The 24,299-nt window shown below is 69.1% G+C and carries 24 protein-coding genes; 14 read left to right on the top strand and 10 right to left on the bottom strand.

Features of this window, described 5'->3' with window-relative positions:
- Nucleotides 1-10: 10 nt before the first annotated feature.
- Nucleotides 11-1,795, bottom strand: coding sequence for a bifunctional sugar phosphate isomerase/epimerase/4-hydroxyphenylpyruvate dioxygenase family protein (locus ABD708_RS11490; RefSeq protein ID WP_344754478.1), 1,785 nt, complete (start codon nucleotides 1,793-1,795; stop codon nucleotides 11-13).
- Between the two features lie 16 nt (nucleotides 1,796-1,811).
- Complete coding sequence (locus ABD708_RS11485; protein WP_344754476.1) at nucleotides 1,812-2,717, bottom strand: shikimate dehydrogenase; 906 nt, start codon at nucleotides 2,715-2,717, stop codon at nucleotides 1,812-1,814.
- Between the two features lie 153 nt (nucleotides 2,718-2,870).
- Between ABD708_RS11485 and ABD708_RS11480 the strand changes: the two genes are divergently transcribed.
- The 4 genes from ABD708_RS11480 to ABD708_RS11465 are packed head-to-tail and all read left to right on the top strand — an operon-like array spanning nucleotide 2,871 to nucleotide 5,777.
- A complete protein-coding gene (locus ABD708_RS11480; protein WP_344754474.1) occupies nucleotides 2,871-3,266 on the top strand; it encodes a GntR family transcriptional regulator in 396 nt (131 codons plus the stop codon).
- Nucleotides 3,267-3,275: 9 nt separating this feature from the next.
- On the top strand, nucleotides 3,276-4,229 hold the full coding sequence (locus tag ABD708_RS11475) for an ABC transporter ATP-binding protein (protein ID WP_344754472.1): 954 nt from the start codon (nucleotides 3,276-3,278) through the stop codon (nucleotides 4,227-4,229).
- Nucleotides 4,226-5,002: a hypothetical protein gene (locus ABD708_RS11470; protein WP_344754470.1), complete on the top strand. Its 777-nt coding sequence runs from the start codon at nucleotides 4,226-4,228 to the stop codon at nucleotides 5,000-5,002. Before ABD708_RS11475 ends, ABD708_RS11470 begins: the two co-directional genes overlap by 4 nt.
- A 10-nt stretch (nucleotides 5,003-5,012) precedes the next feature.
- Complete coding sequence (locus ABD708_RS11465) at nucleotides 5,013-5,777, top strand: hypothetical protein (protein WP_344754468.1); 765 nt, start codon at nucleotides 5,013-5,015, stop codon at nucleotides 5,775-5,777.
- A 167-nt stretch (nucleotides 5,778-5,944) separates the two neighbouring features.
- Here ABD708_RS11465 and ABD708_RS11460 read toward each other — a convergent pair whose 3' ends face one another.
- From ABD708_RS11460 to ABD708_RS11450, 3 genes are read right to left on the bottom strand one after another with little or no spacing between them, the layout of a single operon-like run.
- Nucleotides 5,945-6,529, bottom strand: a complete 585-nt coding sequence (locus ABD708_RS11460; protein WP_344754466.1) for a GNAT family N-acetyltransferase — start codon at nucleotides 6,527-6,529, stop codon at nucleotides 5,945-5,947.
- A gap of 9 nt (nucleotides 6,530-6,538) precedes the next feature.
- A complete protein-coding gene (locus ABD708_RS11455) occupies nucleotides 6,539-7,228 on the bottom strand; it encodes a uracil-DNA glycosylase (protein WP_344754464.1) in 690 nt (229 codons plus the stop codon).
- A gap of 3 nt (nucleotides 7,229-7,231) precedes the next feature.
- Nucleotides 7,232-7,798 (bottom strand): phosphoribosyltransferase, encoded by a 567-nt coding sequence (locus ABD708_RS11450; RefSeq protein ID WP_344754462.1) that lies wholly within the window; start codon nucleotides 7,796-7,798, stop codon nucleotides 7,232-7,234.
- Between the two features lie 195 nt (nucleotides 7,799-7,993).
- Between ABD708_RS11450 and ABD708_RS11445 the strand changes: the two genes are divergently transcribed.
- From ABD708_RS11445 to ABD708_RS11435, 3 genes are all read left to right on the top strand, one after another.
- Entirely contained in the window at nucleotides 7,994-9,157 is a 1,164-nt protein-coding gene (locus tag ABD708_RS11445) for an acyl-CoA dehydrogenase family protein (protein WP_344754460.1), read from the top strand.
- A gap of 85 nt (nucleotides 9,158-9,242) precedes the next feature.
- Nucleotides 9,243-10,703: an MFS transporter gene (locus ABD708_RS11440; protein WP_344754458.1), complete on the top strand. Its 1,461-nt coding sequence runs from the start codon at nucleotides 9,243-9,245 to the stop codon at nucleotides 10,701-10,703.
- Nucleotides 10,704-10,900: 197 nt separating this feature from the next.
- A complete protein-coding gene (locus ABD708_RS11435; protein ID WP_344754456.1) occupies nucleotides 10,901-11,824 on the top strand; it encodes a hypothetical protein in 924 nt (307 codons plus the stop codon).
- Between the two features lie 142 nt (nucleotides 11,825-11,966).
- On the opposite strand, the gene ABD708_RS11430 is transcribed toward ABD708_RS11435, so the two are convergent.
- Nucleotides 11,967-12,746: an SDR family oxidoreductase gene (locus ABD708_RS11430; RefSeq protein ID WP_344754454.1), complete on the bottom strand. Its 780-nt coding sequence runs from the start codon at nucleotides 12,744-12,746 to the stop codon at nucleotides 11,967-11,969.
- A 47-nt stretch (nucleotides 12,747-12,793) separates the two neighbouring features.
- Between ABD708_RS11430 and ABD708_RS11425 the strand changes: the two genes are divergently transcribed.
- The 6 genes from ABD708_RS11425 to ABD708_RS11400 all read left to right on the top strand — a co-directional run bounded on the left by ABD708_RS11425 (nucleotide 12,794) and on the right by ABD708_RS11400 (nucleotide 19,599).
- Nucleotides 12,794-13,870, top strand: a complete 1,077-nt coding sequence (locus ABD708_RS11425; protein WP_344754452.1) for an acyltransferase family protein — start codon at nucleotides 12,794-12,796, stop codon at nucleotides 13,868-13,870.
- A gap of 129 nt (nucleotides 13,871-13,999) precedes the next feature.
- Nucleotides 14,000-15,328, top strand: coding sequence for a bifunctional o-acetylhomoserine/o-acetylserine sulfhydrylase (locus ABD708_RS11420; protein WP_344754448.1), 1,329 nt, complete (start codon nucleotides 14,000-14,002; stop codon nucleotides 15,326-15,328).
- Between the two features lie 49 nt (nucleotides 15,329-15,377).
- The gene (gene metX / locus ABD708_RS11415; RefSeq protein ID WP_344754444.1) at nucleotides 15,378-16,583 is read left to right on the top strand and encodes a homoserine O-acetyltransferase MetX; all 1,206 of its coding nucleotides are present in this window, start codon (nucleotides 15,378-15,380) and stop codon (nucleotides 16,581-16,583) included.
- 16 nt (nucleotides 16,584-16,599) lie between these two features.
- Nucleotides 16,600-17,766, top strand: coding sequence for a sensor histidine kinase (locus tag ABD708_RS11410; protein ID WP_344754442.1), 1,167 nt, complete (start codon nucleotides 16,600-16,602; stop codon nucleotides 17,764-17,766).
- A complete protein-coding gene (locus tag ABD708_RS11405) occupies nucleotides 17,763-18,929 on the top strand; it encodes a hypothetical protein (RefSeq protein WP_344754440.1) in 1,167 nt (388 codons plus the stop codon). The genes ABD708_RS11410 and ABD708_RS11405 overlap by 4 nt, the downstream gene beginning before the upstream one ends.
- A gap of 22 nt (nucleotides 18,930-18,951) precedes the next feature.
- A complete protein-coding gene (locus ABD708_RS11400; RefSeq protein WP_344754438.1) occupies nucleotides 18,952-19,599 on the top strand; it encodes a response regulator in 648 nt (215 codons plus the stop codon).
- Between the two features lie 2 nt (nucleotides 19,600-19,601).
- Here ABD708_RS11400 and ABD708_RS11395 read toward each other — a convergent pair whose 3' ends face one another.
- The 4 genes from ABD708_RS11395 to ABD708_RS11380 are packed head-to-tail and all read right to left on the bottom strand — an operon-like array spanning nucleotide 19,602 to nucleotide 23,129.
- Nucleotides 19,602-20,240, bottom strand: coding sequence for a DUF2510 domain-containing protein (locus ABD708_RS11395; RefSeq protein WP_344754436.1), 639 nt, complete (start codon nucleotides 20,238-20,240; stop codon nucleotides 19,602-19,604).
- A gap of 51 nt (nucleotides 20,241-20,291) precedes the next feature.
- Entirely contained in the window at nucleotides 20,292-21,566 is a 1,275-nt protein-coding gene (locus ABD708_RS11390; RefSeq protein ID WP_344754434.1) for an MFS transporter, read from the bottom strand.
- A 40-nt stretch (nucleotides 21,567-21,606) separates the two neighbouring features.
- Nucleotides 21,607-21,921: a thiamine-binding protein gene (locus tag ABD708_RS11385; RefSeq protein ID WP_344754432.1), complete on the bottom strand. Its 315-nt coding sequence runs from the start codon at nucleotides 21,919-21,921 to the stop codon at nucleotides 21,607-21,609.
- Nucleotides 21,918-23,129: a glycosyltransferase 87 family protein gene (locus tag ABD708_RS11380; RefSeq protein ID WP_344754430.1), complete on the bottom strand. Its 1,212-nt coding sequence runs from the start codon at nucleotides 23,127-23,129 to the stop codon at nucleotides 21,918-21,920. Before ABD708_RS11380 ends, ABD708_RS11385 begins: the two co-directional genes overlap by 4 nt.
- Before the next feature lie 282 nt (nucleotides 23,130-23,411).
- On the opposite strand from ABD708_RS11380, the gene ABD708_RS11375 reads away from it, so the two are divergent.
- Nucleotides 23,412-24,266 carry an endonuclease domain-containing protein gene (locus tag ABD708_RS11375; protein ID WP_344754428.1) on the top strand — a complete coding sequence of 285 codons (855 nt, stop codon included), beginning with the start codon at nucleotides 23,412-23,414 and terminating at the stop codon, nucleotides 24,264-24,266.
- Nucleotides 24,267-24,299 lie beyond the last annotated feature (33 nt).

Genomic DNA, 24,299 nt, shown 5'->3' with positions numbered 1-24,299 from the left:
GTTGTGTTCGTCACGCCGCTGAAGCGACTCCGCCCGAGGCGAGAAGACGTTGGGCGGCCAGCCGGATGGGGGCGTTCGCCGCTCCGTAGCCGAGGTAGTCGCGATCGCGTTGCACGATCTCGATCACCACGTCATCGATGGGGGCGGTGAACAGCTGAAGGAACTCGCCGCTGTCATCCCGGTCGTAGAGGATGCCGAAGCGACGGAATCGTTCCAGCCGCTCGGGCTCGAGCCGGAACCGCGCATCGAGGTCCGCGTAGTAGTTGTCCGGGACCGGCAAGGTGGCCACTCCGGAATCCGCGAGGCGTTCGGCCAGCCGCAGGACATCGTCTGTGCCGAGCGCGATGTGATCCGCGAAGCCCGGCCGCCCGGCCGCTTCCAGGGGGCGCACATTCAGAGCGACGCGGATGCCGCCCGGACCTTTCAGCGCAAGGCTACGGACGAGCCCGTCAGGACCGGGCACATCGCTCGACGCCTGCACGGAAAGCCCGAGGATGCTTTCGTAGAAGAGTTTGGCCTCATCGATGCGCTGCCAGGACTGCTCCATCACCACGTGATCCACCTCATGGAAGACCTGAGGTCCGTCGTTCGTCAGGGTGAACTCGGCGGCCCAGTCAAACCCGCTCTCCGCGCGCGGCGCGAAATAGATCTCGGCGCCATTCGGCGCGGACACCGCGTTCAAGATGGCCTCGCCGTCCGCATGATCGCGGGGAAGCACTTCGCAGCCGAGTGCCAGCGCTCGATCGGTGGCGGCCGCGACGTCTTCCACCTCGAAGCCGAGTGCCCGGATCCGCGCGCGCGGCCCCGCCTCCGCTCGATTCACGATCAGCCGTGCATTGCCGCTCTCATACAGGTCGACGGCCTTGCGTCGATGCGCGCCGTGGCGCTCGAAGCCGAGTGCGTCGAGTGCGGCTTTCAGCCGGCCGTCCGAATCCGGAGCGAGCTCGATGAATCCCATTCGCTGCGCCCGATCGGGCGGCAGTTCGCCAGAGGTGCTTCCGAGCCGCTCGAATGCCGCCCCTTCCGTAGCAACGAGCGAACGGTACGCATCCATCGCCGTCCGCTCCGGGGAGGTCTGCCGGAAGGTGTCGTTGAACACCTCGAGGGAAAGCGGCCCGCGATAGCCGATCGCGATGACGCGTGCCACGAAGTCGGCCAGGTCCCAGTCGCCCTCGCCGGGGAAGACGCGATGATGACGACTCCAGTTCAGCACGTCCAGCTGCAGCCGAGGGGCATCCGCCAGCTGGCAGAACAGGATCTTCTCGCCGGGGATGTCGTCGAGCACAGCCGGGTCGGTACCCCGAGAGAGGATGTGGAAGCTGTCGACGCACACTCCGAGAGCGGGATGATCGACCTGCCGCACGAGCGCCCATGCGTGATCGACGGTCGAGACGCTGCGGCCCCACGCAAGAGCCTCGTACGCGATGCTGATGCCGCGATCCGCGGCCTCCCGTGCCGCGATGCCGAGCTGGTCGACCGCGCGCGCGTCGCTGTCGTCGACCGCCGTGTCCACATTGGAACACATCAGCAGCGTCGAGACCCCGAGCTCGGCCATCAGATCGAGCTTGCGCCGCAGACGGTGCACATTGGCCCTCAGCTGGTCATCGTCGACCTGCTCGAAATCCCGGAACGGCTGATACAGCTCGATCGAAAGGCCCAGGTCGGCTGCCCTCGACCGGACGTCCGCAGGCGACAGCCAGCTCGTCACGAGATCCGGCTCGAACAGCTCGAAGCCGTCGAATCCGGCCGCGGCGATCGCGGCGAGCTTCTCCTCGAGGGTGCCGCTGAGGCACACCGTGGCGATCGAGCGCTTAATGGCCGCCTCCCCCCACCCGAGCCGCGTCCCGCGCCGCCGCTGTGAGGCCGGCGCGTTGAAAGCGGATGAAGTCCTCGCGCACCCGATCCAGCGACGGTTCCGCTCCCGTGATCTTCTTCAAGCTCGCGACAGCCTGCCCGACCGCCATCCATCCCCCGTCTGCGACAGGCAGGCCGGCGGCACGCGCCGCCCCGATCAGCTCGGTCTCCAGTGGGAAGTACACGGCATCGGCGACCCACGCATCCGCGCGCAGCTGCCGCGGATCGAAGGACATGCCCGGATGACCGTGCATGCCCAACGGCGTGGCGTTCACCGCGCCGTCGACCTTGGCGAGCACCGCCCGCGTCTCCGACGGTTCGACCAGCTCCACTCGTGCGCGGGGGAACGCCGAGCCGAGCCGAGCGGCGAGCAGCTCGGCTCGGCTGCGATCGGGCTCCACCAAGGCGAGCCGTTCCGCCCCCAGGCCCAGCAGGGCATACGCCACCGCGGCCCCCGCGCCGCCCGCGCCGAACTGGGCCACTGCCGTCGTCGCCGCGCCGGCGAGTTGCCGTTCCATCCCCAGGCGGAAGCCCAGCCAGTCGGTGTTGTCACCGACGCGGCGTCCGCCCTCGAACCTCACGAGGTTGACGGCTCCGATCTGCGAGGCATCCGCCGTCAGATCGGTCAAGAGCGGAATGACCGCCTGCTTCACGGGATGCGTCACGTTGACCGCTGCCAGACCGTCGGCCTCGGCGCGCTGCAGTATCGCGTGGAGATCGTCGGCGCCGGCGTCGAGCGCGTCGAGATCGATCAGACGGTACTCGTAGTCGAGGCCGAGCCTCCTGGCCTCCGCCTCGTGCATCAGCGGCGTCAACGAGCCCCCGATCCCGGAGCCGATCAATCCGACCACGAACCGACTCATAGATCCCGCCCTTCGTCGCACGGCCGTGCACCGCTATGTACGTACCGGTTCGTACATTACGACCGTAACCAAGGCGGAGTCAATCACCGCTCTTGACACCCGCACGCTTCGGTGGTTCATTAGTCGAGTAATTAACCAACCAGCGAGGTGCGCATGATCGATGAGGGCAAGCCGATCTTCCTGCAGATCGCAGAGCAGATCGAGAACGACATCATCGACGGCACCCTGGCCGAAGAATCCCAGGTCCCGTCGACGAACGAGTTCGCCGCCTTCCATCGCATCAACCCCGCCACCGCCGGCAAGGGCGTGAACCTGCTGGTCGACGAGGGCGTCCTCTACAAGAAGAGGGGCATCGGCATGTTCGTCGCCACCGGCGCGCGCGACGCGCTCGTGAAGAAGCGCCGCACGCAGTTCGTCGACGACTACGTGCGCCCCCTGCTCGCCGAGGCCGAGAAGCTCGGCATCGACCCCAGGACCCTGAGCGGACTGATCACGGATACCTCAGCCGAGGCATCCGATCAGAAATCCGCCGCCACCGCACGCAGCTAGGACACCACGATGACCACCCCTGTGATCGAGGTCCGCGACCTCACCAAGCGCTTCGGCTCCATGACGGCGCTCGAGCAGATCAGCCTCACGATCCCGACCGACTCCATCACCGGCCTGCTCGGTCGCAACGGCGCCGGCAAGACCACGCTCATGCACGTGCTCACCGGGCAGGACTTCCCGACGAGCGGCGAGGTCCGCGTGTTCGGGCAGACTCCTGCCGAGAACGCGGCCGTGCTGCAGCACGTGGCCTTCATCAAGGAGAGCCAGAAATACCCAGACGACTTCAAGCCGTCGCACGTCTTCCGCAGCGCCCCCTGGTTCTTCGAGAACTGGGACGCCGACTTCGCGGCGCAACTCGTCGAGGACTTCCGGCTGCCCCTGAACCGCCGCATCAAGAAGCTCAGCCGGGGGCAGCTCAGCGCGGTCGGTGTGATCGTGGGCCTGGCATCCCGCGCTCCACTCACCTTCTTCGACGAGCCGTACCTCGGCCTCGACGCGGTCGCCCGACAGATCTTCTACGACCGCCTGCTCGCCGACTATGCCGAGTTCCCGCGCACGATCGTGCTGTCGACGCACCTGATCGACGAGGTCGCGAACCTGCTCGAGCACGTCGTGGTCATCGACCAGGGGCGCATCATCCTCGACGCGCCGGCCGACGAGCTGCGCGGCCGGGCCGCCTCGATCGTCGGAGCGAAGGCCGACGTCGACGCCTTCGTCGTGCGCCGCGGCCTCGACATACTGAAGCGGGACGAGCTCGGGGGCACGGCATCCGTGCTCGTCGACGGGGTGGACGAGGTCGTGCGCGCCGACGCCCTGAACTCCGGTCTGCAGCTCACCCCCGTCTCGCTGCAGCAGCTCATCGTGCGTCGCACGGGCGGAGCGCTGGCGCAGACGGATGCTGAGGCCGGGCACTCCCCCGAGACGCGCACCCCGCGCCGCGCCCGACAGGGGGCGTCACGATGACCGCCGTCGTGCTCGCCGAGCCCGGCACCCGCGATGCGAGCTTGCAGCCGCCGAGCCGCTTCGCCCGCGTCTGGCGCATCGTGCGGCTGCACTACGCGAACGGCGTCAACTCGATCTTCGTGCCGCTTAACATCGCGTTCCTGATCTTCCTGGTCTGGCTCGCGGTGCAGGGCATCTACGACTACTCGACGGGCACGAACACCGCCTCCGGCCAGAGCTACTCGACCGCGCTCGTGTACTTCCTGCCGTATCAGGTCGTCTTCGCCGTGCAGGCGATGAACCTGACCTTCGCCTACGCGCTCGGGCTGTCGTCGACGCGCCGCGACTTCTCCTACGGCACGTGGCTGATGTTCCTGATCCAGTCGGCGGGGTTCGCGGTGATCTTCACCGCGATGTCCTACCTCGAGCAGTGGACAGCCGGGTGGGGATTGCACGCCGAGGTCTTCCAAAGCGTCGCCTATGGCACGGGAGGTGTCGGCCAGCGCCTCGTCACCTTCTTCGCCGGGGTGCTGGTCTGCCAGTGCATCGGCTCGGTGTTCGGCGCCGCGTTCGTGCGCTGGCGGACCATGGGGATGTACGTGATCAGCGCCGCGTTCCTCGTCGCGATCCTCGGCGCGGTCGCGCTCATCACCATCACCCAGGCGTGGCCGGCCGTCGGCCGCTGGTTCGTCGAGGTCGGGCCGGCCGGGTTCTCCGCCTGGCTGCTCGTACCGGCCGCCCTGTTCGCCGTCATCGGGCACCTGGCGCTGCGCCGGGCGACCCCCAAGAGCTGAGGTGAAGACCATGACCACTCTGAGCGCGCTGCCGCAGGCATCCGTTCGCTCCGCATCGTCCTTCGACCGCGTCTGGCGCATCGTGCGCCTGCACTATCTCAGCTGGCGCATGACGCTGCTGCTGCCGTGGGCGATCCTCGTCGGCATCCTCGGCGTCAACATGGCCATCTGGTACCTCGTCGTCATCACGACGCATGCCGACCACATCAGCGGCACGCAGTACACCGGCTCGCTGTCGTACCTGTTCGTCTATCAGGCGATCGTCGCCGTGCAGCTCATGAACCTGAGCTTCGGCTTCGCAATGGGGGTGTCATCGACGCGGCGGGACTTCTACCTCGGCTCCGCCCTGTTCTTCGTCGTGCATGCGGCGCAGTTCACCGCGGGCATCGTGCTGCTGAGCTACGTCGAGCAATGGACCGGCGGCTGGGGCGTCGGCGGGCACATGTTCCAGACCGTCTATCTCGGCACGGGGCCGCTCTGGCAGCGCGTCTTCACCGTGTTCTTCGGCCTGCTCGCCGTGCTCTTCCTCGGCTCGATCTTCGGCTCGGTGTTCGTCAGGTGGCGCGCCTATGGGCTGTATGCCATCTTCGGCATCCTGATCGCGGTGCTGCTCGGAGCGGCCGCGCTCATCACCTTCGCGCACGGATGGCCGGAGGTGGGAGCATGGTTCGCGCGCAACCGCGCGCTCGGGGTGGTCGCCTGGTCGCTGCCCGTCACGGCGCTGTGCGGTGTGATCGGCTACCTGGCGCTGCGCCGCGCGGTGCCGCGCTCCTGACCCGCCCCGGCATCCCTCGCCCGTCCCGCGGCCCCGGCCCGCGGCCTTCGCCACCCGGCCCGCCGGCAGGCGCGCTACAGCTACGGGCGCGCGCCACGGCTCTTCCTGGCGCGCCGATCCGTAGCTGTAGCGCAACGGAGGGGCACAGAGGGGCGGCGCGCGGGCCGCTACTTCTTGCGCAGCGACTTCTGCATCGTGACCGTGCCGAGCCAGCGGTCGAACTTGAAGCCGACGCGGCCCATGCGACCCACCTCTGTGAAGCCGAGCTTCTTGTGCATCGCGATCGAGGCGTCGGCGCCCTGGTCGGCGATGACGGCGATGATCTCGCGGATGCCCGCCTCGCGCGCCTTCTCGATGAGCGCCTTGAGCAGCGGGGTTCCGAGTCCCTTGCCCGTGGCAGCCGGCCCGAGATAGATGGAGTTCTCGACCGTGTAGCGGTAGCCCGCCTTCGCCGACCACGGCGAGACGAGCGTGTACCCGAGGATCTGCCCGCTCGGGCTCTCGGCCACGAGGAACGGCATGCCCGCCTTGCGGATGTGCTCGTACTTCGTGCGCCAGGCCCGCAGCGTCATCGGCTTGTCGTCGAAGGTCACCGTCGAGTTGGTGACGTAGTAGTTGTAGATCTCGCGCACGCTGGGCAGGTCCTCGGGCGTGGCGTCGCGGATGCTGTACGAGAAGGGCGCCTCGGGCGCGACCGGTTTGCGGAGGTGCGGCGGCAGCACCCGCCGCGTCTCGTACTCCTCTTCCAGCATGGGGCGAGTCTAGAGCGACCAGTCGACGGGAGCCGCTCCCTGCGCCGCGAGCAGCTCGTTCGCGCGGCTGAAGGGGCGCGAGCCGAAGAACCCGCTCGATGCTGACAGCGGCGACGGGTGCGCGCTCGCGATGATCGGAGTCTGCCCGAGCAGGGGGCGCAGGGTGCCCGCGTCCCTCCCCCACAGGATCGCGACGAGCGGCCCGCCGCGCGCGACCAGCGCCCGGATCGCGTGCTCTGTCACGACCTCCCAGCCTTTGCCGCGGTGCGATGCGGGCGCCCCCGGACGCACGGTCAGCACCCTGTTGAGCAGCATGACCCCGTGCTCGGCCCATGCGGTCAGGTCGCCGTGGTCGGGCACGGCGACGCCGAGGTCCTCGTGCAGCTCGCGGTAGATGTTCTGCAGCGAGCGCGGCACAGGCCGTACGTGCCGCTCGACCGCGAAGGACAGGCCGATCGGATGCCCGGGGGTCGGGTACGGGTCCTGGCCGACGATCAGCACCTTGACCTCTGCCAACGGATACGAGAACGCGCGCAGCACGTTGGGGCCGGCGGGCAGGTAGCCGCGGCCGACGGCGTTCTCGGCGCGCAGCCAGTCCCCCATCGCGGCGATCTGCGGCGCGACCGGCTCGAGGGCGGCGGCCCAGCCGGCGTCCATGGCGCCGTCGGCGGCGAGCTGGGCGAGCGTCTTGCCGGGCATCCGTCAGCCGTTCACGATCGCGCTCGCGTCTGCGGCAGGAACCGCGTTCACCGGCGGCAGTGCCGACCAGGGGAAGGCGATCCAGGCATCCGTCTCTCTCCAGACGTAGTCGGGGCGCAGGATCGTGCGCGGCTTGACGTACAGGCACACGGTGCGCACCTCGGCGCCCATCTCGGTGACGAGCCGCTTCACGAGGTCGAGGGTGCGGCCCGAGTCGCTGACGTCGTCGACGAGCAGCACGCGCTTGCCGGCGAGCGCGCCGGCGTCGAGCATCGGCGGCAGCACGACGGGCTCAGGCAGCGTCTTCTCCATCTCGGTGTAGAACTCGACGTTGAGGGCGCCGCAGGCCTTCACGTCCATCGCATAGGCGATCGCGCCCGCGAGCAGCAGGCCGCCGCGGGCGATCGCGATGACCACCTCCGGCTCGAAGCCCGAGTCGAGCACGTCCTTGCCGAGCACGCGGGCGACGGCGCCGAAATCGGCCCAGCCGAGCACCTCGCGCCCCTGCTCGTCTAAGACCACCTCGGGTTCGTGGACGGCGCCCACGGGGCGCGGCTCAGCTGTCGTCATGCACTCACGCTACCGGGGCGACTGTCGCCATTCGACAGCCGAGACGGCCCGCGTGCCCGGAACGATTCGTCGAATCCACAGCGTTCACCGCCCACTGGGCGGCGGGCGAATAGCGTCTCAGCCATCCGGCTGAACGAGCTGAGCAATCTGAGCGATCTGTCCGGCAGATCTGTACGACAGAAAGGACCCCTCGCAATGGAGCGGGACATCTACGACGACGACCACGAGGCCTTCCGCGGAATCGTGAAGGACTTCGTCAAGCGCCACGTCACCAACGAGGCCATCCAGCGCTGGGACTCCGAGGGCGAGATCGACCGCGCGACCATGAAGGCGGCGGCAGAGGCCGGGCTGCTCGGCCTCTCGGTTCCCGAGGAGTTCGGGGGCGCCGGCATGCTGCAGGACTACCGTTTCCGCACCGTCGTGAACGAAGAGGTCATCGCCGCGGGCGCGGGCTCGCTCGCCGGCGCCTTCGGCATCCAGGACGACCTCGCGGTGCCGTACATCGTGCACATGGGCACCGACGAGCAGAAGGCCAAGTGGCTGCCGAAGATGGCCACGGCCGAGGTGATCGGCGCCCTCGCGATGACCGAACCGGGCGCCGGCTCCGATCTGCGCGGCATCTCGACCAGCGCCAAGAAGGTCGAAGGCGGCTACGTCGTCAACGGCGCCAAGACCTTCATCTCCAGCGGCAAGACCGCCGATCTCGTCGTCACCTTCGTGAAGACCGGGGAGGGGAACCGGCCCGACGCGTTCAGCATCGTGCTGATCGAGAACGGCATGGAGGGCTTCGAGCACGGCAAGAAGCTCAACAAGCTGGGCTCACACGGGCACGATACGGCCGAGCTGTCGTTCACCGACGTCTTCGTGCCCGAGGAGAACCTGCTCGGCGGCGAAGAGGGCAGGGGCTTCATCCAGCTGATGATGAACCTGCCGCTCGAGCGACTCTCGATCGGCGTCGCCGGTGCCGCTGCGGCGCAGGCCGCCCTCGGCTGGACCCTCGAGCATACGAAGAGCCGCGAGGCCTTCGGCCAGCGCATCATCGACTTCCAGAACACGCGCTTCAAGCTCGCTGACGTCGCCGTCACCGTCGACGTGCTGTGGGCCTACATCGACCGCGCGCTGCTCGCCTACAAGGACGGCAAGCTGACCGCCGAGGAAGCCGCCAAGGTCAAGTTCTGGGCGAGCGAGCGCGAGTGGGAGGTGCTCGACACCTGCCTGCAGCTGCACGGCGGCTACGGCTACATGAACGAGTACAACATCACCCGCGCCTTCGCCGACGCCCGTGTGCACCGCATCTACGGCGGAACGAACGAGATCATGCGCGACATCGTGAGCCGCCAGCTCGCCGGGAAGCGGTGACCTCGCGAGCACAGCTCACTCGGCGTCCGGCGCGAGGCGGCCCACCGGGCCGCCTCCGCTGAGCGCCGAACGCTACCATCCCCCTATGACAACCGCGGCGCCGCCGGCGCGCACATCACTGGGCGTGTCGGCGTCGCTCATCGGCTGGCTGTTCTGCGTCGAACTGACGAGCGGCATCCTGCAGGGCTACTACGTGCCGCTGATCAGCGACATCGTGAAGCACCTCGGCATCCACGACGCCGACTACAACTGGTTCGAAGCCGCTCAGCTGCTCGGATCGGCGATCGTCGTGCCGATCCTCGCGAAGCTCGGCGACATGTACGGCCACAAGCGCGTGCTGCTGATCGCGACGGCGCTGACCGCGGGCGCCACGTGGTGGCTCGCCTTCGCCGGCAGCTTCACGACCTACCTCATCGCGTTCGCGCTGCAGTGCTTCTACGTCGTGTGGCTGCCCCTCGAGGTGGCGCTCATCTTCGAGCGAGGCAGGCGATCGGATGCCGGGGTGTCGCAGACCCGCAGGGCGGCAGGCCTCCTCGTGGTGGCCCTCGAGACGGGCGCCATCGCGGGGGCGCTGCTTTCCGGCATCCTGTTCTCCGCCACCGGGTCGCTGCCCGCGACCCTCGCGCTGCCCGCCGTGTGCGTGACGCTCGTGTTCTTCGCGATCCTGTTCGGGGTGCCCGAGTCGGAGCCGCTGCCCGGCCGGAAGCTCGACTCGACCGGCTTCGCGGTGCTCGCCGTCGCGCTGCTGCTCGTCACGGGCGGCCTCACGCTGATGCGCGCGCAGGGGCCGGGCAGCGTGTGGGTGTGGCTGCTCATCGCGCTCGGGGTGCTCGCCTTCCTGCCGTTCGGGCTGATCGAGCTGCGCAAGGCGGACCCCGCGATCGATCTGCGCGTGATGCGGAAGCCCGCCATGTGGCCGGTCATCACGACCGCCGGCCTCATCGGCATCAGCCTGCTCGGCGCGCAGGCGCCCCTGTCGACCTTCGCCGGAACCGACCCCGCCAACGGGTACGGGCTGGGGCTCGCGGCATCCGCCCGCTCGCTGCTGATCGGCGTCTACCTGATCTCGATGATCATCGGCGCACTGCTCTTCCCGCTCGTCTCGAACTGGACGACCCCGCGCTGGGCTCTCATCATCGCCTCGGTGCTCGTCGGTGTCGGGTATCTGCTGTTCCTGCCGTTCCACGCGCAGACGCTGCAGGTGCTCGTCAACATGATGATCGCGGGGCTCGGGTCGGGGGCGCTCGTCGGTGCACTGCCCGCCGCGGCCGCCGCCGCCGCACCGCGCGGGCAGACCGGGGTCGCGACCGGAATGACCAACACCACGAAGACCGTGGGCGGGTCGATCGCCTCGGCGGTGTTCGGCGTGGTGCTGCTCACGGGGGCGTCCGAGACGGTGACCTCGACCGCCGCGAGCCTCACGGGCTACATCGCGGTGTGGCTGATCTGCGCGCTGGGCGCCTTCGCAGCGACGGCGCTGCTCTTCTTCGTGCCGCGCGCCGCGTTCGCGGACGTTCCCGCGGAGCCCGCTCCCGCCGCACCCTGAGTCTCTGCGCATCTCCGCCCGCGCGCGGCGACATTCGATGTGGCAATCCGCGCCCCATTCCCACCTCCGTTGTCGCCCGCCGCGGCGCGCCAGACAGCTAGCTCTTGCCCGGCACAGGCAGAACTTCGCCCCAGCCGTCCCCAGATCAGAGTCCGCGGCTGGGCGGCGCGCTCTCGCGATCGGCCATCCTCTCCGGCATGCGCCATCCAGAGCCTTTTCCCGCCGACCTCACGGCGGCCCCGTTCGCCGTGCGCGACGCCGATCGCCGCAACATCTCGCGCAACCGCCTTCGCGCCCGCGACCTGACCAGCCCGTTTCGCGGAGTGCGCGTTCCCCTCGCGCTTGTCGCCAACGCGAAGCCCGAGAAGAAGTTCGCTGCACTCTGCGATGCGTACCAGACGAAGCTCCCGCCGCGGTGGTTCTTCAGCGGCCCGACGGCCGCGCGGATCATGGGCATCCCCGTGCCGCACCGCCTCGAGCGCATGGAGGTCCACGTCAGCTCACTCGTCCCACATGAGCGGCCGCGGGGGCGCTGGGTGCGGGGGCACTCTGCGCCCGGGGCTACCGTCGGCACCTTCCGAGGGCGGCCGGTGCGGGAACCCGCCGAGGTGTGGTGTGAACTGGCATCCGTGCTCGATATCGACGAGTTGATCCAAGCCGGCGATCGTCTTCTCTCCGACAAGCCCTTCAGGCTGGCCACTCGTGAACAGCTCGAGGCAGCAGTGGCACGTCATGCCGGGCGTGCCGGCGCGAAGAAGCTGAGGGAAGCGCTGCCCCAGCTGCGAGAGCGCGTCTGGTCGCCGAAGGAGACGACCGTGCGCCTCACGATGGTCCGCGCCGGGATGCCTGAGCCCGAGAACAACAAGCCGATCTACGACGAGAACGGGAAGCTTGTGGCCATCGGCGACCTCGTCCTCGAAGAGTTCATGACGGTCGTCGAATACGAGGGCGAGCGCTGGCACGCCGATGACCGCTCGATCATCGACGTCGACCGGTTCAACGCGCTGTCGGCTCTGCTCTGGACTATCGTCCGAGTCCGCAAGCACCACACCCGCGCCGACATCGAACGGATGGTCGAGAAAGCTCTTCGCGCGAACGGCTGGACGCCCGAGCATCCGTGACTGCCGCTCGCGGCGACAGTCGATGTGGGAAAACGGCGAGTTTTCCGACATCGTTTGTCGCCGCGCGAAGCCGATCGCACATCTATTGTCGCCGGGCGGGGGCGGGGGCGGGGGCGGGGGCAGTGCTTCGAGCGCGTAGGGATCAGGCCTTCGGCGCGAGGGGGCCGCGGTGCACCGCGAACTGGGCGGCCTGCGCGATGGGGCGCAGCACGATGAGGTCCTGGTTGACGTGCCAGGGCTGCTCGAGGGCAGAGACGATGACGGATGCCACATCGTCGGCCACGAGCGGGTGGTCGACCCCCTCGTAGATGGCGGCGGCCTTCGCGGCGTCGCCGAGGCGGTTCAGCGCGAACTCCTCGGTCTGCACCATTCCGGGGGCGACCTCGATGACGCGGATCGGCTCACCCGCGAGGTCGAGGCGCAGCGCCCCGATGAGGCCGTGCACGGCGAACTTCGCGGCGTTGTACCCACCCCCGCCCGCGTAGGCCTGCAGCCCCGCCGTCGACGAGACCGTCACGATGTCGGCGGAGCCGTCCGAAGCAGCGGCCGCGCGCAGCAGCGGCAGCAGCGCCTGGGTGACCCGGGCGACTCCGACGACGTTCACCTCGAGCATCCACCGCAGGTCGTCGAGCGACAGCGTGTCGACAGGGTCGGAGCCGCGCGCTCCGCCGGCGTTGTTGACGAGAGCGTGCACGGGGCCGGTCTCGGCGAGGTATGCGGCGAGCGCAGCGACGTCGTCGGAGCTCGTCACATCGGCGGCGAAGGTCTCGATCTCGGGCGACGACGACGCCAGCGCGGCCAGCCGCTCGGCCCGACGCGCCACCCCGACGACCTTCCAGCCGCACGCGGCGAACAGCCGCGCCGTCGCCTCCCCGATGCCGGAACTGGCCCCTGTGACGACTACGCGCTTGACCTCGCTCATAGCTCAATTGTGGTGGCTCCAAACGGGGCACCGTACCGTTGATGACGATGACGGCAGCGGAGACGACCCGGCACACGCCCCCCAAGACGAAGCGCACGCCCTTCTGGGACAACGCGCGATGGATCGCGGTGACGCTGGTCATCATGGGCCACGCGACGCTGAAGCTGATCGCCGCCAGCGACGTGGCCTACGCGTTCTATCTCTTCGTCTACACCTTCCAGGTCCCGGTGCTGGTGCTGGTCAGCGGGTACTTCGCGAAGGCCGATCCGCCGAGCGGGCGGCAGCTCAAGCGGCTGCTCACCGACGTCGTCATCCCGTACCTGATCTTCCAGTCGATCTGGATCGTCATCCAGTGGGCGGTTGAGCCGAAGCATCCGTTCACGCTCGACTACACGAGCGCCAAGTGGACGCTCTGGTTCCTCATCGCCCTCGCGATCTGGCGCATGGTGCTGCCGTATCTCGCGATGCTCAAGTTCCCGTTCCTGATCAGCGTGCTCATCTCCTTCGTCTCCGGCTACGCGAGCAGCGCCGATGATACGCTGTCGCTCGCGCGGGTCGCGGCCCTGCTGCCGTTCTTCGTGCTCGGCTGGGAGCTGCGGCGGCGCAGCCAGTACGCCCGCTGGTGGATCGCCGCGCGCCAGGGTGTCGTCTGGCCGGTGCGGGCGGTCGCCGCCGCGATCCTGGTGACGGCCGGCGTCACGATGTACTTCGGCATCGACGCGTGGCGCGACCTGCTGGTGCGCCGGTTCCTGCTTTTCGACGAGGAGTACTCGAGCTTCGGCTACGACCAGTGGTGGGCCGGATTCCTGCGGCTGCTCGTCATCGCGCTCGCGCTCGTCATGACGTTCTCGGTGCTCGTGCTCGTGCCGAGACGCCACACCTTCTTCACCGAGTGGGGCTCGGCGACGATGTACATCTACCTGCTGCACACCTTCTTCCTCTATCCGATCCGCGAGTCGGGCTGGCTCGAGGACCACTCGAACGTGCCCGTGCTCGCCGGCACCGTGCTGCTGTCGATCGGGATCGCGGTGCTGCTCTCGCAGAGGTTCATCCGGCGCGTGTTCCGGCCCCTCGTCGAGCCGAGGGCGAAGTGGCTGTTCCACCAGCACCGCGCGCCTGCGTAACACGGATGCGCCCGACGTTCATGACGTGATATTGCGTGCGGCGTGACGGCGTGTGTCGACCATATTGCAGGCGGGGATGCCTGCTCCTAGTGTCAGTGCGACACCGCGACCTATCCCACAGGAGAACCGATGACCGCCGATCCCACGACGTGGAAGTTCGAGACCAAGCAGATCCACTCGGGCGCCGCGCCCGACCCGACCACCAACGCGCGCGCGACGCCGATCTACCAGACCACGTCATATGTGTTCAACGACTCCGACCACGCGAAGAACCTCTTCGCGCTCTCGGAGTTCGGCAACATCTACACGCGCATCCAGAACCCGACGCAGAACGTCGTCGAAGAGCGCCTCGCCGCGCTCGAGGGGGGCACCGGCGCCCTGCTCGTCGCGAGCGGCCAGGCGGCCGAGACCTTCGCGGTGCTGAACATCGCGCAGGCAGGCGACCACATCGTCTCGTCGAGCTCGATCTACGGCGGCACCTACAACCTGTTCAAGTACACGCTCGCGAAGCTCGGCATCGAGACGACCTTCGTCGTCGACCAGGACGACCCCGACGAGTGGCGCCGCGCCGTGCGCCCGAACACGAAGCTGTTCTTCGCCGAGACGGTCGGCAACCCGAAGATCAACATCCTCGACATCGAGACCGTGGCCGGCATCGCCCACGCGAACGGCGTGCCCCTGATCGTCGACAACACGATCGGCACCCCCTACCTGCTGCGCCCCTTCGAGCACGGCGCCGACATCGTCATCCACTCGGCGACCAAGTTCCTCGGCGGCCACGGCACGACCATCGGCGGCGTCATCGTCGACGGCGGCCGCTTCCCGTGGTCGGAGCACGCGGACAAGTTCCCCGGCCTCACGACGCCCGACGAGTCGTACCACGGCGTGGTCTACACCGACGCGGTCGGCGACGGCCTCGCCTTCATCATCAAGGCGCGCGTGCAGCTGCTGCGCGACCTCGGCTCGGCGATCGCGCCGCTGTCGGCGTGGCTGCTCATCCAGGGCCTCGAGACCCTGTCGCTGCGCGTCGAGCGGCACGTGCAGAACGCCCAGGAGATCGCGGAGTTCCTCGAGCGGCACCCCGATGTGGCATCCGTCAACTACGCGGGCCTGCCCACGAGCCCGTGGTATGCCGCCGCGAACAAGTACACCCCGAAGGGCGCGGGCGCCGTGCTGTCGTTCGAGCTCAAGGGCGGCGTCGAGGCCGGCAAGGCCTTCGTCGACAGCCTGAACCTGTTCAGCCACCTGGCGAACATCGGCGACGTGCGCTCGCTCGTCATCCACCCGGCGTCGACGACGCACTCGCAGCTGACGCCCGAGCAGCAGCTCACGACGGGCGTCACTCCGGGCCTGGTGCGCCTGTCGGTGGGCCTCGAGAACATCGACGACCTGAAGGCCGACCTCGAGCAGGGTCTCGCGGCCGCCCGCGAGGTCACCCTCGCCGCCCGCCGCGCCTAGAAGGCGTCATATGTGCAGGCGGTCTGCCGCTCCCTGAAAGAATCCCCTTATGGAGTGGCAGACCGCCGAAGACACGGTGCCGTCGAGTTTCATCACCGACGCGCAGATCCGCTCGCTCCTCGGCAAGCCGCCCGCAACGGGCGCCTGGCGCGAGAGCGATCCGCCCGGGAACCGCCGATTCATGGGGATCGGCCCGTTCACGTTCGAGAGCGGTCAGTCGCTGCCCTTCGTGCGCATGGCCTACGAGACTTGGGGCGAGCTCAACGCCGACGCCTCCAACGCGGTGCTCATCGAGCACGCCCTCACCGGCGACAGCCATGCGGTCGGCGAGGCCGGCGACGGGCATCCGACCTCGGGCTGGTGGCAGGGCATCATCGGGCCGGGCAAGGCGATCGACACGGACCGGTGGTTCGTGGTCGTGCCGAACATGCTGGGCGGATGCCAGGGGACGACGGGTCCGGCATCCGCCGCCCCCGACGGCGAGGCGTGGGGCCCGCGCTTCCCGTTCACGACGATCCGCGATCAGGTGACGGCGCAGGCCGTGTTCGCCGACAAGCTCGGCATCGAGAGGTGGGCCGCGGTGATCGGCGGCTCGATGGGCGGCATGAACGCACTCGAATGGGCGGTGAGCTACCCGGATCGCGTCGAGCGGCTCGCGGTGATCGCCGCTCCCCCGGTGACGACCGCCGACCAGGTGGCGCTCAACTCGGTGCAGCTCGAGGCGATCCGCACCGACCCGCTGTTCCACGGCGGCGACTACTACGACGCCGCCGACGGCGAGGGGCCGCACCGCGGGCTGGCGCTCGCCCGCCGCATGGCGCTGCTCAACTACCGCAGCCCCGACGAGCTCAACGCGCGCTTCGCGCGCAGCTGGCAGAGCGACATCAACCCGCTCGGCGCGGGCGGCCGCTTCGCCGTCGAGTCGTACCTCGACTTCCACGGCAACAAGTTCACGCGGCGCTTCGACGCGAACAGCTACATCACGGTCGTGCAGGCGATGAACTCGCACGATGTGGGGCGCGACCGCGGCGGCGTGGCCACGGCGCTCGAGCGCGTCACGGCGCGCACCGTCGTCGTCGGCATCGACACCGACCGGCTCTTCCCGGTGGAGGGGCAGCGCGTGATCGCGGCGGGGATCCGCGGCAACATCGATGCGGGTCACGCCGTTGTCATCCGCTCGGAGTACGGTCATGACGGGTTCCTCATCGAAGACGAGCTCATCGGCGAGCAGTTGACCCGGCTGCTGGCCGAGTGAACGCACGGGTGAGCGGATGAACCGGATCTCCAAGGAGCGCGATCGCCTTCTCGCGGCCGCCGCGCGCGTCTACGGGTCGATGATGACCCTGACCGCGATCGTCTGCTTCGTGCTGCCGCGCGCAGTCGAGCCCACCTGGCTCCAGATCACGGTCGTCGGCCTGCTGCTGATCGCGCTGATCGGATTCCTGTACCTGAGGGTCACGAGCGGCATCGGGTGGATCGTGGCGATCGACGCCGTCTCGGTCGCGGCGCTGATCCTCGCCGGCGCCAGCAGCGAGGGCATCACGAACGCCGCGATCGCCTACGGCATCGGCATCATCGCAGGCGGTTCGATCGCGGGAGCCGGCATCATGCTGGGCACGACCGGCCCGCGCATGGTGCTCTACGTCGTGACGCTCATCACGTCGATCGCCGCGCTCGTCATCCCCGACAGCCGCAGCGAGTTCAAGTTCCACACCATCACGATCGGCGTGGCCGGGTGGGTCTTCTGCACCGTGCTGGCGCTGTGGCTCGGCCGCATCGTGCCGCAGGCGATGCGGCGCATCGCCAACATGAGCGACGCGTACCGCGCCGAACGGGTCGCGAGCGAGACCGAGGCGCGCCGCCGCCAGGGCGCCCGGCTGCTGCACGACACCGTGCTCGCGACGCTCACGCTCCTCGCGCACTCGGGCGTCGGCGTCGGCGAGGCATCGCTGCGCGAGCAGGCGGGCGAGGATGCCGCCCTGCTGCGCCAGCTGCGCATGGGCTTCACGCCGAACCCCGCCGCGAGCGGCGAGTACAAGCTACGCCCCGTCGAGGAGTCCACCCTCGGCAACACCCTCGAATCGGTCAAGCAGCGCTTCCGCCGCATGGGTCTCGAGGTCACCTGGCACGGCAAGGGGCAGGTGCTGCTGCCGAGCGACACGCTCGACGCCTTCCTGCTCGCGCTCTCCGAGAGCCTCGAGAACGTGCGCAGGCACTCCGGCGTCGGCGAGGCGCACGTCACCATCACCGACGACGATCAGAGCGTGCGCGCGATGGTGACGGACGACGGCGTGGGCTTCTCCCTCGACCAGATCGCGCCGGGGCGCCTGGGGTTCAGCGAGTCCATCGTGGCCCGGCTGCGCGACGTCGGCGGCGACGCCCGGCTGTTCTCGGCGCCGGGAAGCGGGACGACCGTCGTTCTGGAGGTCCCCAAGTGAGCCACGTCGCCGCCCCCGCCCCGATCGCGGAATCCGCGCCCAGCGTCGACCGGCTGTCGAGCGGCATCAACCTCGCCGCGAACGTCATCCTCGCGCTGTGCTTCCTGTTCTTCATCGCCGACATCACCTTCGTCACGGCGCTGCCGCTCGACCTCGCCGCCTGGGTCATCCTCATCGTGGTCACGACGCTCACGCAACTGCGCACCTCGCGCCGCGTGCGGCTGCCCTCGAGCTGGTTCATGTGGGCGCGCATCGCCTTCGGCGTCGTGCTCGTGCTCGACGTGTTCGGCGTGCTCGATCAGGTCGGCTCCAACGTGTGGGGGCCGTTCCCGACAGCGGCGATGGCCACGGGCGCAGGGCTCGCGATGTTCGCGACCACCCAGAAGGCGCGCAGCATCCTGATGGCGACCGGCGCGCTCGGCATCCTGCTGGTCGCCGACATCGTGCTCACCGCCAAGACGGCGTACGCCTTCGACGCGGCGCCCGGCATCGTCTCGATCGCGATCGCGATCATCCCGCCGACGCTCGCCGTCGCGATCGTGCAGTCCTTCCGCAACATGGTCGAGTTCCAGTCCGACCTGTCACAGGCGAAGGGCACGACCACGGGCGCCGGCGCGAGCCTCGGCCTGTCGGCCTCTGAACAGCTGGTGCGGCTCGACGCCCAGGCCGAGAAGCTGCTCGACGACGTCGCGAGCGGGCGCACGCCGCTGCCCCTTCCCGAGGAGATCGCGGAGGAGGCATCCGCCATCGCCACCCAGCTGCGCATGAATCTCGTCGCCGGGAAGAGCGAGACCTGGCTGTACCACGCGCTCACCGAGTCGAGCGTGCTCGGCTCGATCTCGACCATCGACGACCCCGACGGGCTCGCAGCGGGGCTCGCACCCGACCAGCGCGACGGCCTGCTCACCGCGATCTGGATGTTCGCTGGCGACGGCGAGCGGGTGGCCCAGTCGCTGACGGTGAGCGTGCGCCGGTCGAGCGGGGCCGCGGGCCAGAACCAGCGGCTCGCGATCATCCTCGAGCTCATCGGTGTGCCGAAACGGCGCATCGACCCGGCGGCATGGCAAGCTATCAGCCGAGTGGGCCGTTATTCGGATTCGTTCCAGACGCCTACTCTGAGAATCGATGTCGATTGCGCTCTCGACGTGGTCGCCGACCGATGAGTTCCCGAAAGAAAGAGACGATGTGACTGGCCAACCCATTCGGATCGCGATCGTCGACGACCATCGCATGATCCTCGGCGCTCTCACCGAGTGGATCCGCAACGCCGCCGACGACATCGAGGTCGTCTCCGCGGTCGCCACCTGGCCCGAGCTGCTCACCAGCCCCGCCTTCCCCGTCGACGTCGTGCTGCTCGACCTCGATCTCAAGGACAACATCCCCGTCTCGGTGAAGCTGTCGGCGCTCAAGACCGCCGGAGCGCGCACCGTGCTGATGAGCGCGTACTCCGACCCCAATGTGGTTCGCGAGGCCCTCGCGGCCGGCGCACTGGGCTACGTCGTCAAGAGCGAGGACGCCGCGATGATCGCGGAGGCCGTGCGCTCGGCCCTCGCCGGTGAGACCTTCGTGTCGGCCGAGCTCGAGGTGCAGCTCAACGAATCCGAGGGCTCGAGCCCCAAGCTGTCCGCTCAGGAGCGCCGCGTCATGGCGCTGTACGGCGCCGGCGAGCCCGTGAAGTCGGTCGCTTACAAGCTCGGCATCAGCGACGAGACGGCGAAGAGCTACCTGAAGCGGATCCGTGAGAAGTACCGGCTCGCCGGCTTCGACGTCGGCACCAAGGTGGCGTTGCGCAAGCGGGCCATCGCCGACGGCATCCTCTTGCATAACGACTGACGTCAGGTGGTCGGCAGGGTGTTCACCAGGTCGCCCAGCTGGTTCAGCATCTGGGCGCTGTAGATCGCGCTCCAGACGACGCTCGAGATGATCACTGCCACGGTGACCCCGATCGCCACCCACATCGGCGCGAGTCCGCGCGGCGCAGCCACCCGGCGCACGATCACGCTTCGGCCGATCACGTAGACGATCGAGCCCAGGAACGCCCACGCCCAGTGGAACGGGCGCTCGACGCCGAGTGCGAGCAGCCGACGGCGGTCAAGCGCAGCGAGCACGATCAGGGCCGCGTAGAGCACGATGCTCACCACCATGTTCACCCAGTAGCCCGGCCCGAACATCGAGAACGGGTCGAATGCGGGCATCGGCCCCGTGCCGTCCCAGCTCTCCAGTCGGCGGAGCTGGTCGATGTACCCGGCGAAGTCGATGCGGATGAACCACACGAGCACTCCGCTGATGACGGGCAGCGCGGCGATGAGCCAGATGAGCAGCCCGTAGATCGGTGCACCGTCGGCGAGCCGCGGCCGCTCGGCCGCCCCGTTGCGCGCGGCCACATGGTCGGTCCATTGGCCGCCGTCCCAGAATCGCTGGGCGCTCGAGTTCCAGGGGTCGGGGTACCAGCCGGGAGGCGTCGTGTTGCTCACCATCGCAGGCTAGCGGGAGATGGATGCCGAGGCATCCGATTGACACATCTGTCAGTGCGTCGCAGGCAGCGTCAGGTCCATCGGCCGCGTGTGGGCGCGCAGGCGGCCCGTGCGGCGCTCGACGAGGAACGACGCCGACGCGATGAGCATGCCGAGCAGGGTGAGCGCGAGGCCGATCCAGATCGGCGCTCGATAGCCGAAGCCGAGCCCGACCACTACGCCGCCCACGTAGGCGCCCAGCGAGTTGCCGAGGTTGAACGCCGAATGGTTGAGCGCCGCGGCGATCGAGTGGGCGTCGTGGGCGACGTCCATGAGCCGCGACTGCACGGCCGGGCCGACGGCCGACGACGCGATGCCCACGAGGAAGATGCCGACGATGAGCAGCGCCGGCGTGCGGGCGAACAGCCCCGTGAACGCGAGCGAGACCATGACGGCGCCGAACGCGGCGAGGATCGTGAGCTTCACCGAGTAGTCGCCCGCCCGGCCGCCGGCGAGGTTGCCGACGAACATGCCGAGGCCGCAGACCACCAGCACGATCGGCACCCACGGCTGCTGCGGCAGGTGGGCGATGTCGGTCACGAGCGGCGCGACGTAGGTGTACAGCGCGAAGAAGCCGCCGAAGCCGATCGCCCCCATGCCGATGGCGAACCAGAGCTGGGGATGCCGGAACGCGCTGAGCTCGCGCCGGAAGGTCTGCTCGGGATTGCCCGGCTGCCACGGTACGGCCGCGGCGATCGCCAGGAAGGTCAGGGCGAACAGGCCGGCGACGACCAGGTAGGCGACGCGCCAGCCGTAGGTCTCGCCGACCCAGGTGATACCGGGCACGCCGACGATGTTCGCGACCGTGAGTCCGGTCATGACGAAGGCGACGGCGCGCACGCGCTTGCCCTCGCCCATCAGGTCGCCGGCGACGAGCGAGGCGATGCCGAAGTACGCACCGTGCGGCAGGCCGCACAGGAAGCGGAAGACGAGCAGGCTCGGGAAGTTGGGCGAGAGCGCGGCGGCCACCGTGGCGACCGTGAAGGCGACGAGCAGCCAGAGCAGCAGCTTCTTGCGGGGCAGCTTCGCGGCGCTCGCGGCGATCGTCGGGGCGCCGACGACGACGCCGAGGGCGTAGGCGCTGACGATCCAGCCGGCCCGCGCGTTGGCATCCTCGTGGTTCGCCGCCCAGAGCCCGGGCAGCATCGCGTGCGCGATGTCGGGCAACAGGCCCATCGCGACGAACTCGGTCGAGCCGATCGCAAAGCCGCCCAGCGCGAGCGCGATCAGGGCGAAGCGGATTCGAGCCGGCGAGAGCACCGCCGACCCGGCGGCGGTGCGGGGCATGCGCTCGATTCTACGCGAGGATCGAAACGATTCGAGCGCCCTAGCCGAGCTTCGAGAGCGCGCCCTCCAGTCGCTCGATCTTGCCGTCGAGCTCACCCGAGTAGCCGGGGCGGATGTCGGCCTTCAGCACAAGCGACGCCCGCGTGCCGAACAGCAGCACGGCCTCGGTGGCGCGCTTCACGACGTCCATCACCTCGTCCCATTCGCCTTCGATCTCTGTGAACATCGAGCTCGTCCTGTTGGGCAGCCCCGACTCGCGCACCACGCGCACGGCAGCGGCGACGGCGTCGTGCACCGAGCCTTCTTCGTTTGCGGCGGCCCCGCCCGATATTCCCACTGAGAACGCGACGATCATCTGCTGCTTCCTTTCGTTGAGGGGGCGCGCCAGAGCGCGACGAGCGCCCAGGCGAAGACGATGAGCTCGAGCGCGTTGCGCGCCGTGAGCACGGCCAGCATGACCGGGTGGAGCGCGAGCAGCGCGTCATAGAACCACGGGTAGATCAGCTGAGTCAGGACGGTGGATGCCAGCACGAGCCACGCTGGCAGCGCGAACCGCCGCGCCGAGACCATCAGCCCGAGCATCACCGGCACGGCGAACCACGCGTGGTACTGCGGCGAGCCCACCTTGTCGAAGGCGCAGAACCCCACGGTGAGGGCGAGCGCGAGCGCCGCCGTCGCGTACCGCGGCTCCGCATTCCGCAGCACCGCGACGAGCCCGACCAGCACGGCGCCTGCGACGGCGATCGGCATGGCCCAGTCCGCGGCATGGGTGAGGGCGGATGCCCCAGGGCCCGACACCTGGAAGGTGTAGATCCCCGTGTCGTAGTAGACCTTGACCCCCGGAATCCGTGCCCAGGCAGCCCAGAGCAGCGGCGTCGCGAACGGGGACTCGACCTGCAGCCCGCGCCCCGACTGCTGCCCGACGAAGCTGAACAGGTAGCGTGCGCCGAGCGCGAACCACGCGAGCGCGATGATGGCGGCGGTCGAAGCGGCTGCGGCAATGAGCACCCGCCAGCGCTCCTTCGCGGCGACGACGACGGCCAGCACGATCGCCGCGGGCCAGAACTTCACCCAGGTGCCGAGCGCGAGCAGCACTCCGGCAAGCCATGGCCGGGTGGCCAGCGCGACCACGCCGAGCACGGCGAGCGCGACCGACACGACATCGAGCCGGCCGAGGGCGACCGGGCCGAGGGCGAGCAGCGCGGCGAGCCAATACCAGGCGGCCCGCACCCGTGGAGCACTGGGGCGGGTGATCAGCACCCCGAACGCGACCGCGTTCAACAGGCTCACCTGCAGCAGCCAGATCGCCCCGTATCCGGCCGAACCGCCGATCAGCGGAATCAGCATCGGCACGAGCGCGACGATCGGGTACACCCACGGCTGGTCGATCGCCGGCCAGCCGAAGCCGTGCACGGCATTCTCTGCCCACACGCGGTAGAAGCCCGTGACGTCGTTGAAGGAGTTCCCGGTCACCCCCGGCGCGAGGTTCGACGCCGCGAGCACGAGGTGCACCACGACGAAGGCGGGCCACAGCACAGAACGACGTCTGAGCAGGGCGCGCATGCGCCCCACCCTACCGGCGGCGCCTGCCCGGCATCCCCGCTCCCGCCTCCGGCTGGGCATCCCTGGCATCCCCCGCTCCCGTGTTTGTCACCTTTCGAACGATTCGTCACCTCGAACTCCCGCGTCGGGGTGACCAATCGTTCGTTCCGTGACGAATCGTCAAGCGCATCAGGGCGGCTCTGCGCCCGCTCTTCCCCAGCACAGCCGCGCAACCCGGGCAGCCATCCCCAAAAGCCGGCCTTGCCGACGAGACAGGTGCCGCGAAGCCGGGAGACTCTCGGCATGCGGCTTGACACTCTTCTCTCGGTGAACCAGGGGTTCGTCTCGCGCGCGCAGCTGCGCCGTGCCGGTCTCACCTCCCACGGCATCCGTGCGCTCATCGCCGACGGCGCCCTCGTCGCGTTCACCCGCGACATCCTCGGTCGGCCGACCGCGAACCCCGTGCTCAGGCGAGCGGTGGCCATGGGCGGTCGCGCCGCCTGCGTGACCGCAGCTCGCGCCATGGGCATCTGGGTGCTCGAGAGCGACGAGTTCCATGTCGTCCCGCGCTCGCACAACGGCCGCTTCCGGTCTGACGGTCTCGCACCAGAGCCGGTGCTGCACTGGACTCCAGCACCCATCGAACCGGATCGCTCTCGCCTGGCCATCGAGTCCGGCCGCAACACGCTCGCCCACATCGCTCGCTGCCAGCCCCTCGATGCCGCCGTCGCCAGCTTCGACTCGGCGGTGCGCCTGGGGATGATCACGCTCGAAGAGCTCGAGCGGCTGGCATTCGTGCACCGAGGCCGGTTCGCCGAGGCGGTCGCGCTCGTGACGGGCGACGCGGACTCCGGGTTGGAGACCCTCACGCGCGTGCGCCTGGGCTGGGCCGGCATCGCCTGCCAGCGGCAGGTGGTCATCGATGGGCACCCTGTCGATCTGCTGATCGGCGAGCGGCTGATCATTCAGCTCGACGGGCTTCAGCACCTGAAGGACCCCGTGCAGCTCGCCCGCGATCGACGCCAGGACAGACGCCTCAAACTCATGGGCTACACGGTGCTGCGCTATGGCTATGCCGAGGTGGTGTTCGGGTGGGAGACCACCTTGGCCGAGATCATGGCCCACCTGGCCGCCGGCGCACACGCCGCGCGGGCATGAGACGCACGATGCGTCACCCGGCAGAGCCGACTT

Origin of the sequence: Gryllotalpicola koreensis (genome assembly GCF_039538185.1) — a bacterium.
Taxonomy (GTDB): domain Bacteria; phylum Actinomycetota; class Actinomycetes; order Actinomycetales; family Microbacteriaceae; genus Gryllotalpicola; species Gryllotalpicola koreensis.
Note: the sequence above shows the minus strand (reverse complement) of the source record. Positions and strands in the feature narration are given on the sequence as shown.

Excerpts from the sequence above, each read along its gene's own strand:
- ABD708_RS11485 (WP_344754476.1), bottom strand. The coding sequence starts at position 2,717 with ATGAGTCGGTTCGTGGTCGGATTGATCGGCTCCGGGATCGGGGGCTCG.
- ABD708_RS11480 (WP_344754474.1), top strand. The coding sequence starts at position 2,871 with ATGATCGATGAGGGCAAGCCGATCTTCCTGCAGATCGCAGAGCAGATC.
- ABD708_RS11475 (WP_344754472.1), top strand. The coding sequence starts at position 3,276 with ATGACCACCCCTGTGATCGAGGTCCGCGACCTCACCAAGCGCTTCGGC.
- ABD708_RS11470 (WP_344754470.1), top strand. The coding sequence starts at position 4,226 with ATGACCGCCGTCGTGCTCGCCGAGCCCGGCACCCGCGATGCGAGCTTG.
- ABD708_RS11465 (WP_344754468.1), top strand. The coding sequence starts at position 5,013 with ATGACCACTCTGAGCGCGCTGCCGCAGGCATCCGTTCGCTCCGCATCG.
- ABD708_RS11460 (WP_344754466.1), bottom strand. The coding sequence starts at position 6,529 with ATGCTGGAAGAGGAGTACGAGACGCGGCGGGTGCTGCCGCCGCACCTC.
- ABD708_RS11455 (WP_344754464.1), bottom strand. The coding sequence starts at position 7,228 with ATGCCCGGCAAGACGCTCGCCCAGCTCGCCGCCGACGGCGCCATGGAC.
- ABD708_RS11450 (WP_344754462.1), bottom strand. The coding sequence starts at position 7,798 with ATGACGACAGCTGAGCCGCGCCCCGTGGGCGCCGTCCACGAACCCGAG.
- ABD708_RS11445 (WP_344754460.1), top strand. The coding sequence starts at position 7,994 with ATGGAGCGGGACATCTACGACGACGACCACGAGGCCTTCCGCGGAATC.
- ABD708_RS11440 (WP_344754458.1), top strand. The coding sequence starts at position 9,243 with ATGACAACCGCGGCGCCGCCGGCGCGCACATCACTGGGCGTGTCGGCG.
- ABD708_RS11435 (WP_344754456.1), top strand. The coding sequence starts at position 10,901 with ATGCGCCATCCAGAGCCTTTTCCCGCCGACCTCACGGCGGCCCCGTTC.
- ABD708_RS11430 (WP_344754454.1), bottom strand. The coding sequence starts at position 12,746 with ATGAGCGAGGTCAAGCGCGTAGTCGTCACAGGGGCCAGTTCCGGCATC.
- ABD708_RS11425 (WP_344754452.1), top strand. The coding sequence starts at position 12,794 with ATGACGGCAGCGGAGACGACCCGGCACACGCCCCCCAAGACGAAGCGC.
- ABD708_RS11420 (WP_344754448.1), top strand. The coding sequence starts at position 14,000 with ATGACCGCCGATCCCACGACGTGGAAGTTCGAGACCAAGCAGATCCAC.
- metX (WP_344754444.1), top strand. The coding sequence starts at position 15,378 with ATGGAGTGGCAGACCGCCGAAGACACGGTGCCGTCGAGTTTCATCACC.
- ABD708_RS11410 (WP_344754442.1), top strand. The coding sequence starts at position 16,600 with ATGAACCGGATCTCCAAGGAGCGCGATCGCCTTCTCGCGGCCGCCGCG.
- ABD708_RS11390 (WP_344754434.1), bottom strand. The coding sequence starts at position 21,566 with ATGCCCCGCACCGCCGCCGGGTCGGCGGTGCTCTCGCCGGCTCGAATC.
- ABD708_RS11385 (WP_344754432.1), bottom strand. The coding sequence starts at position 21,921 with ATGATCGTCGCGTTCTCAGTGGGAATATCGGGCGGGGCCGCCGCAAAC.
- ABD708_RS11380 (WP_344754430.1), bottom strand. The coding sequence starts at position 23,129 with ATGCGCGCCCTGCTCAGACGTCGTTCTGTGCTGTGGCCCGCCTTCGTC.
- ABD708_RS11375 (WP_344754428.1), top strand. The coding sequence starts at position 23,412 with ATGCGGCTTGACACTCTTCTCTCGGTGAACCAGGGGTTCGTCTCGCGC.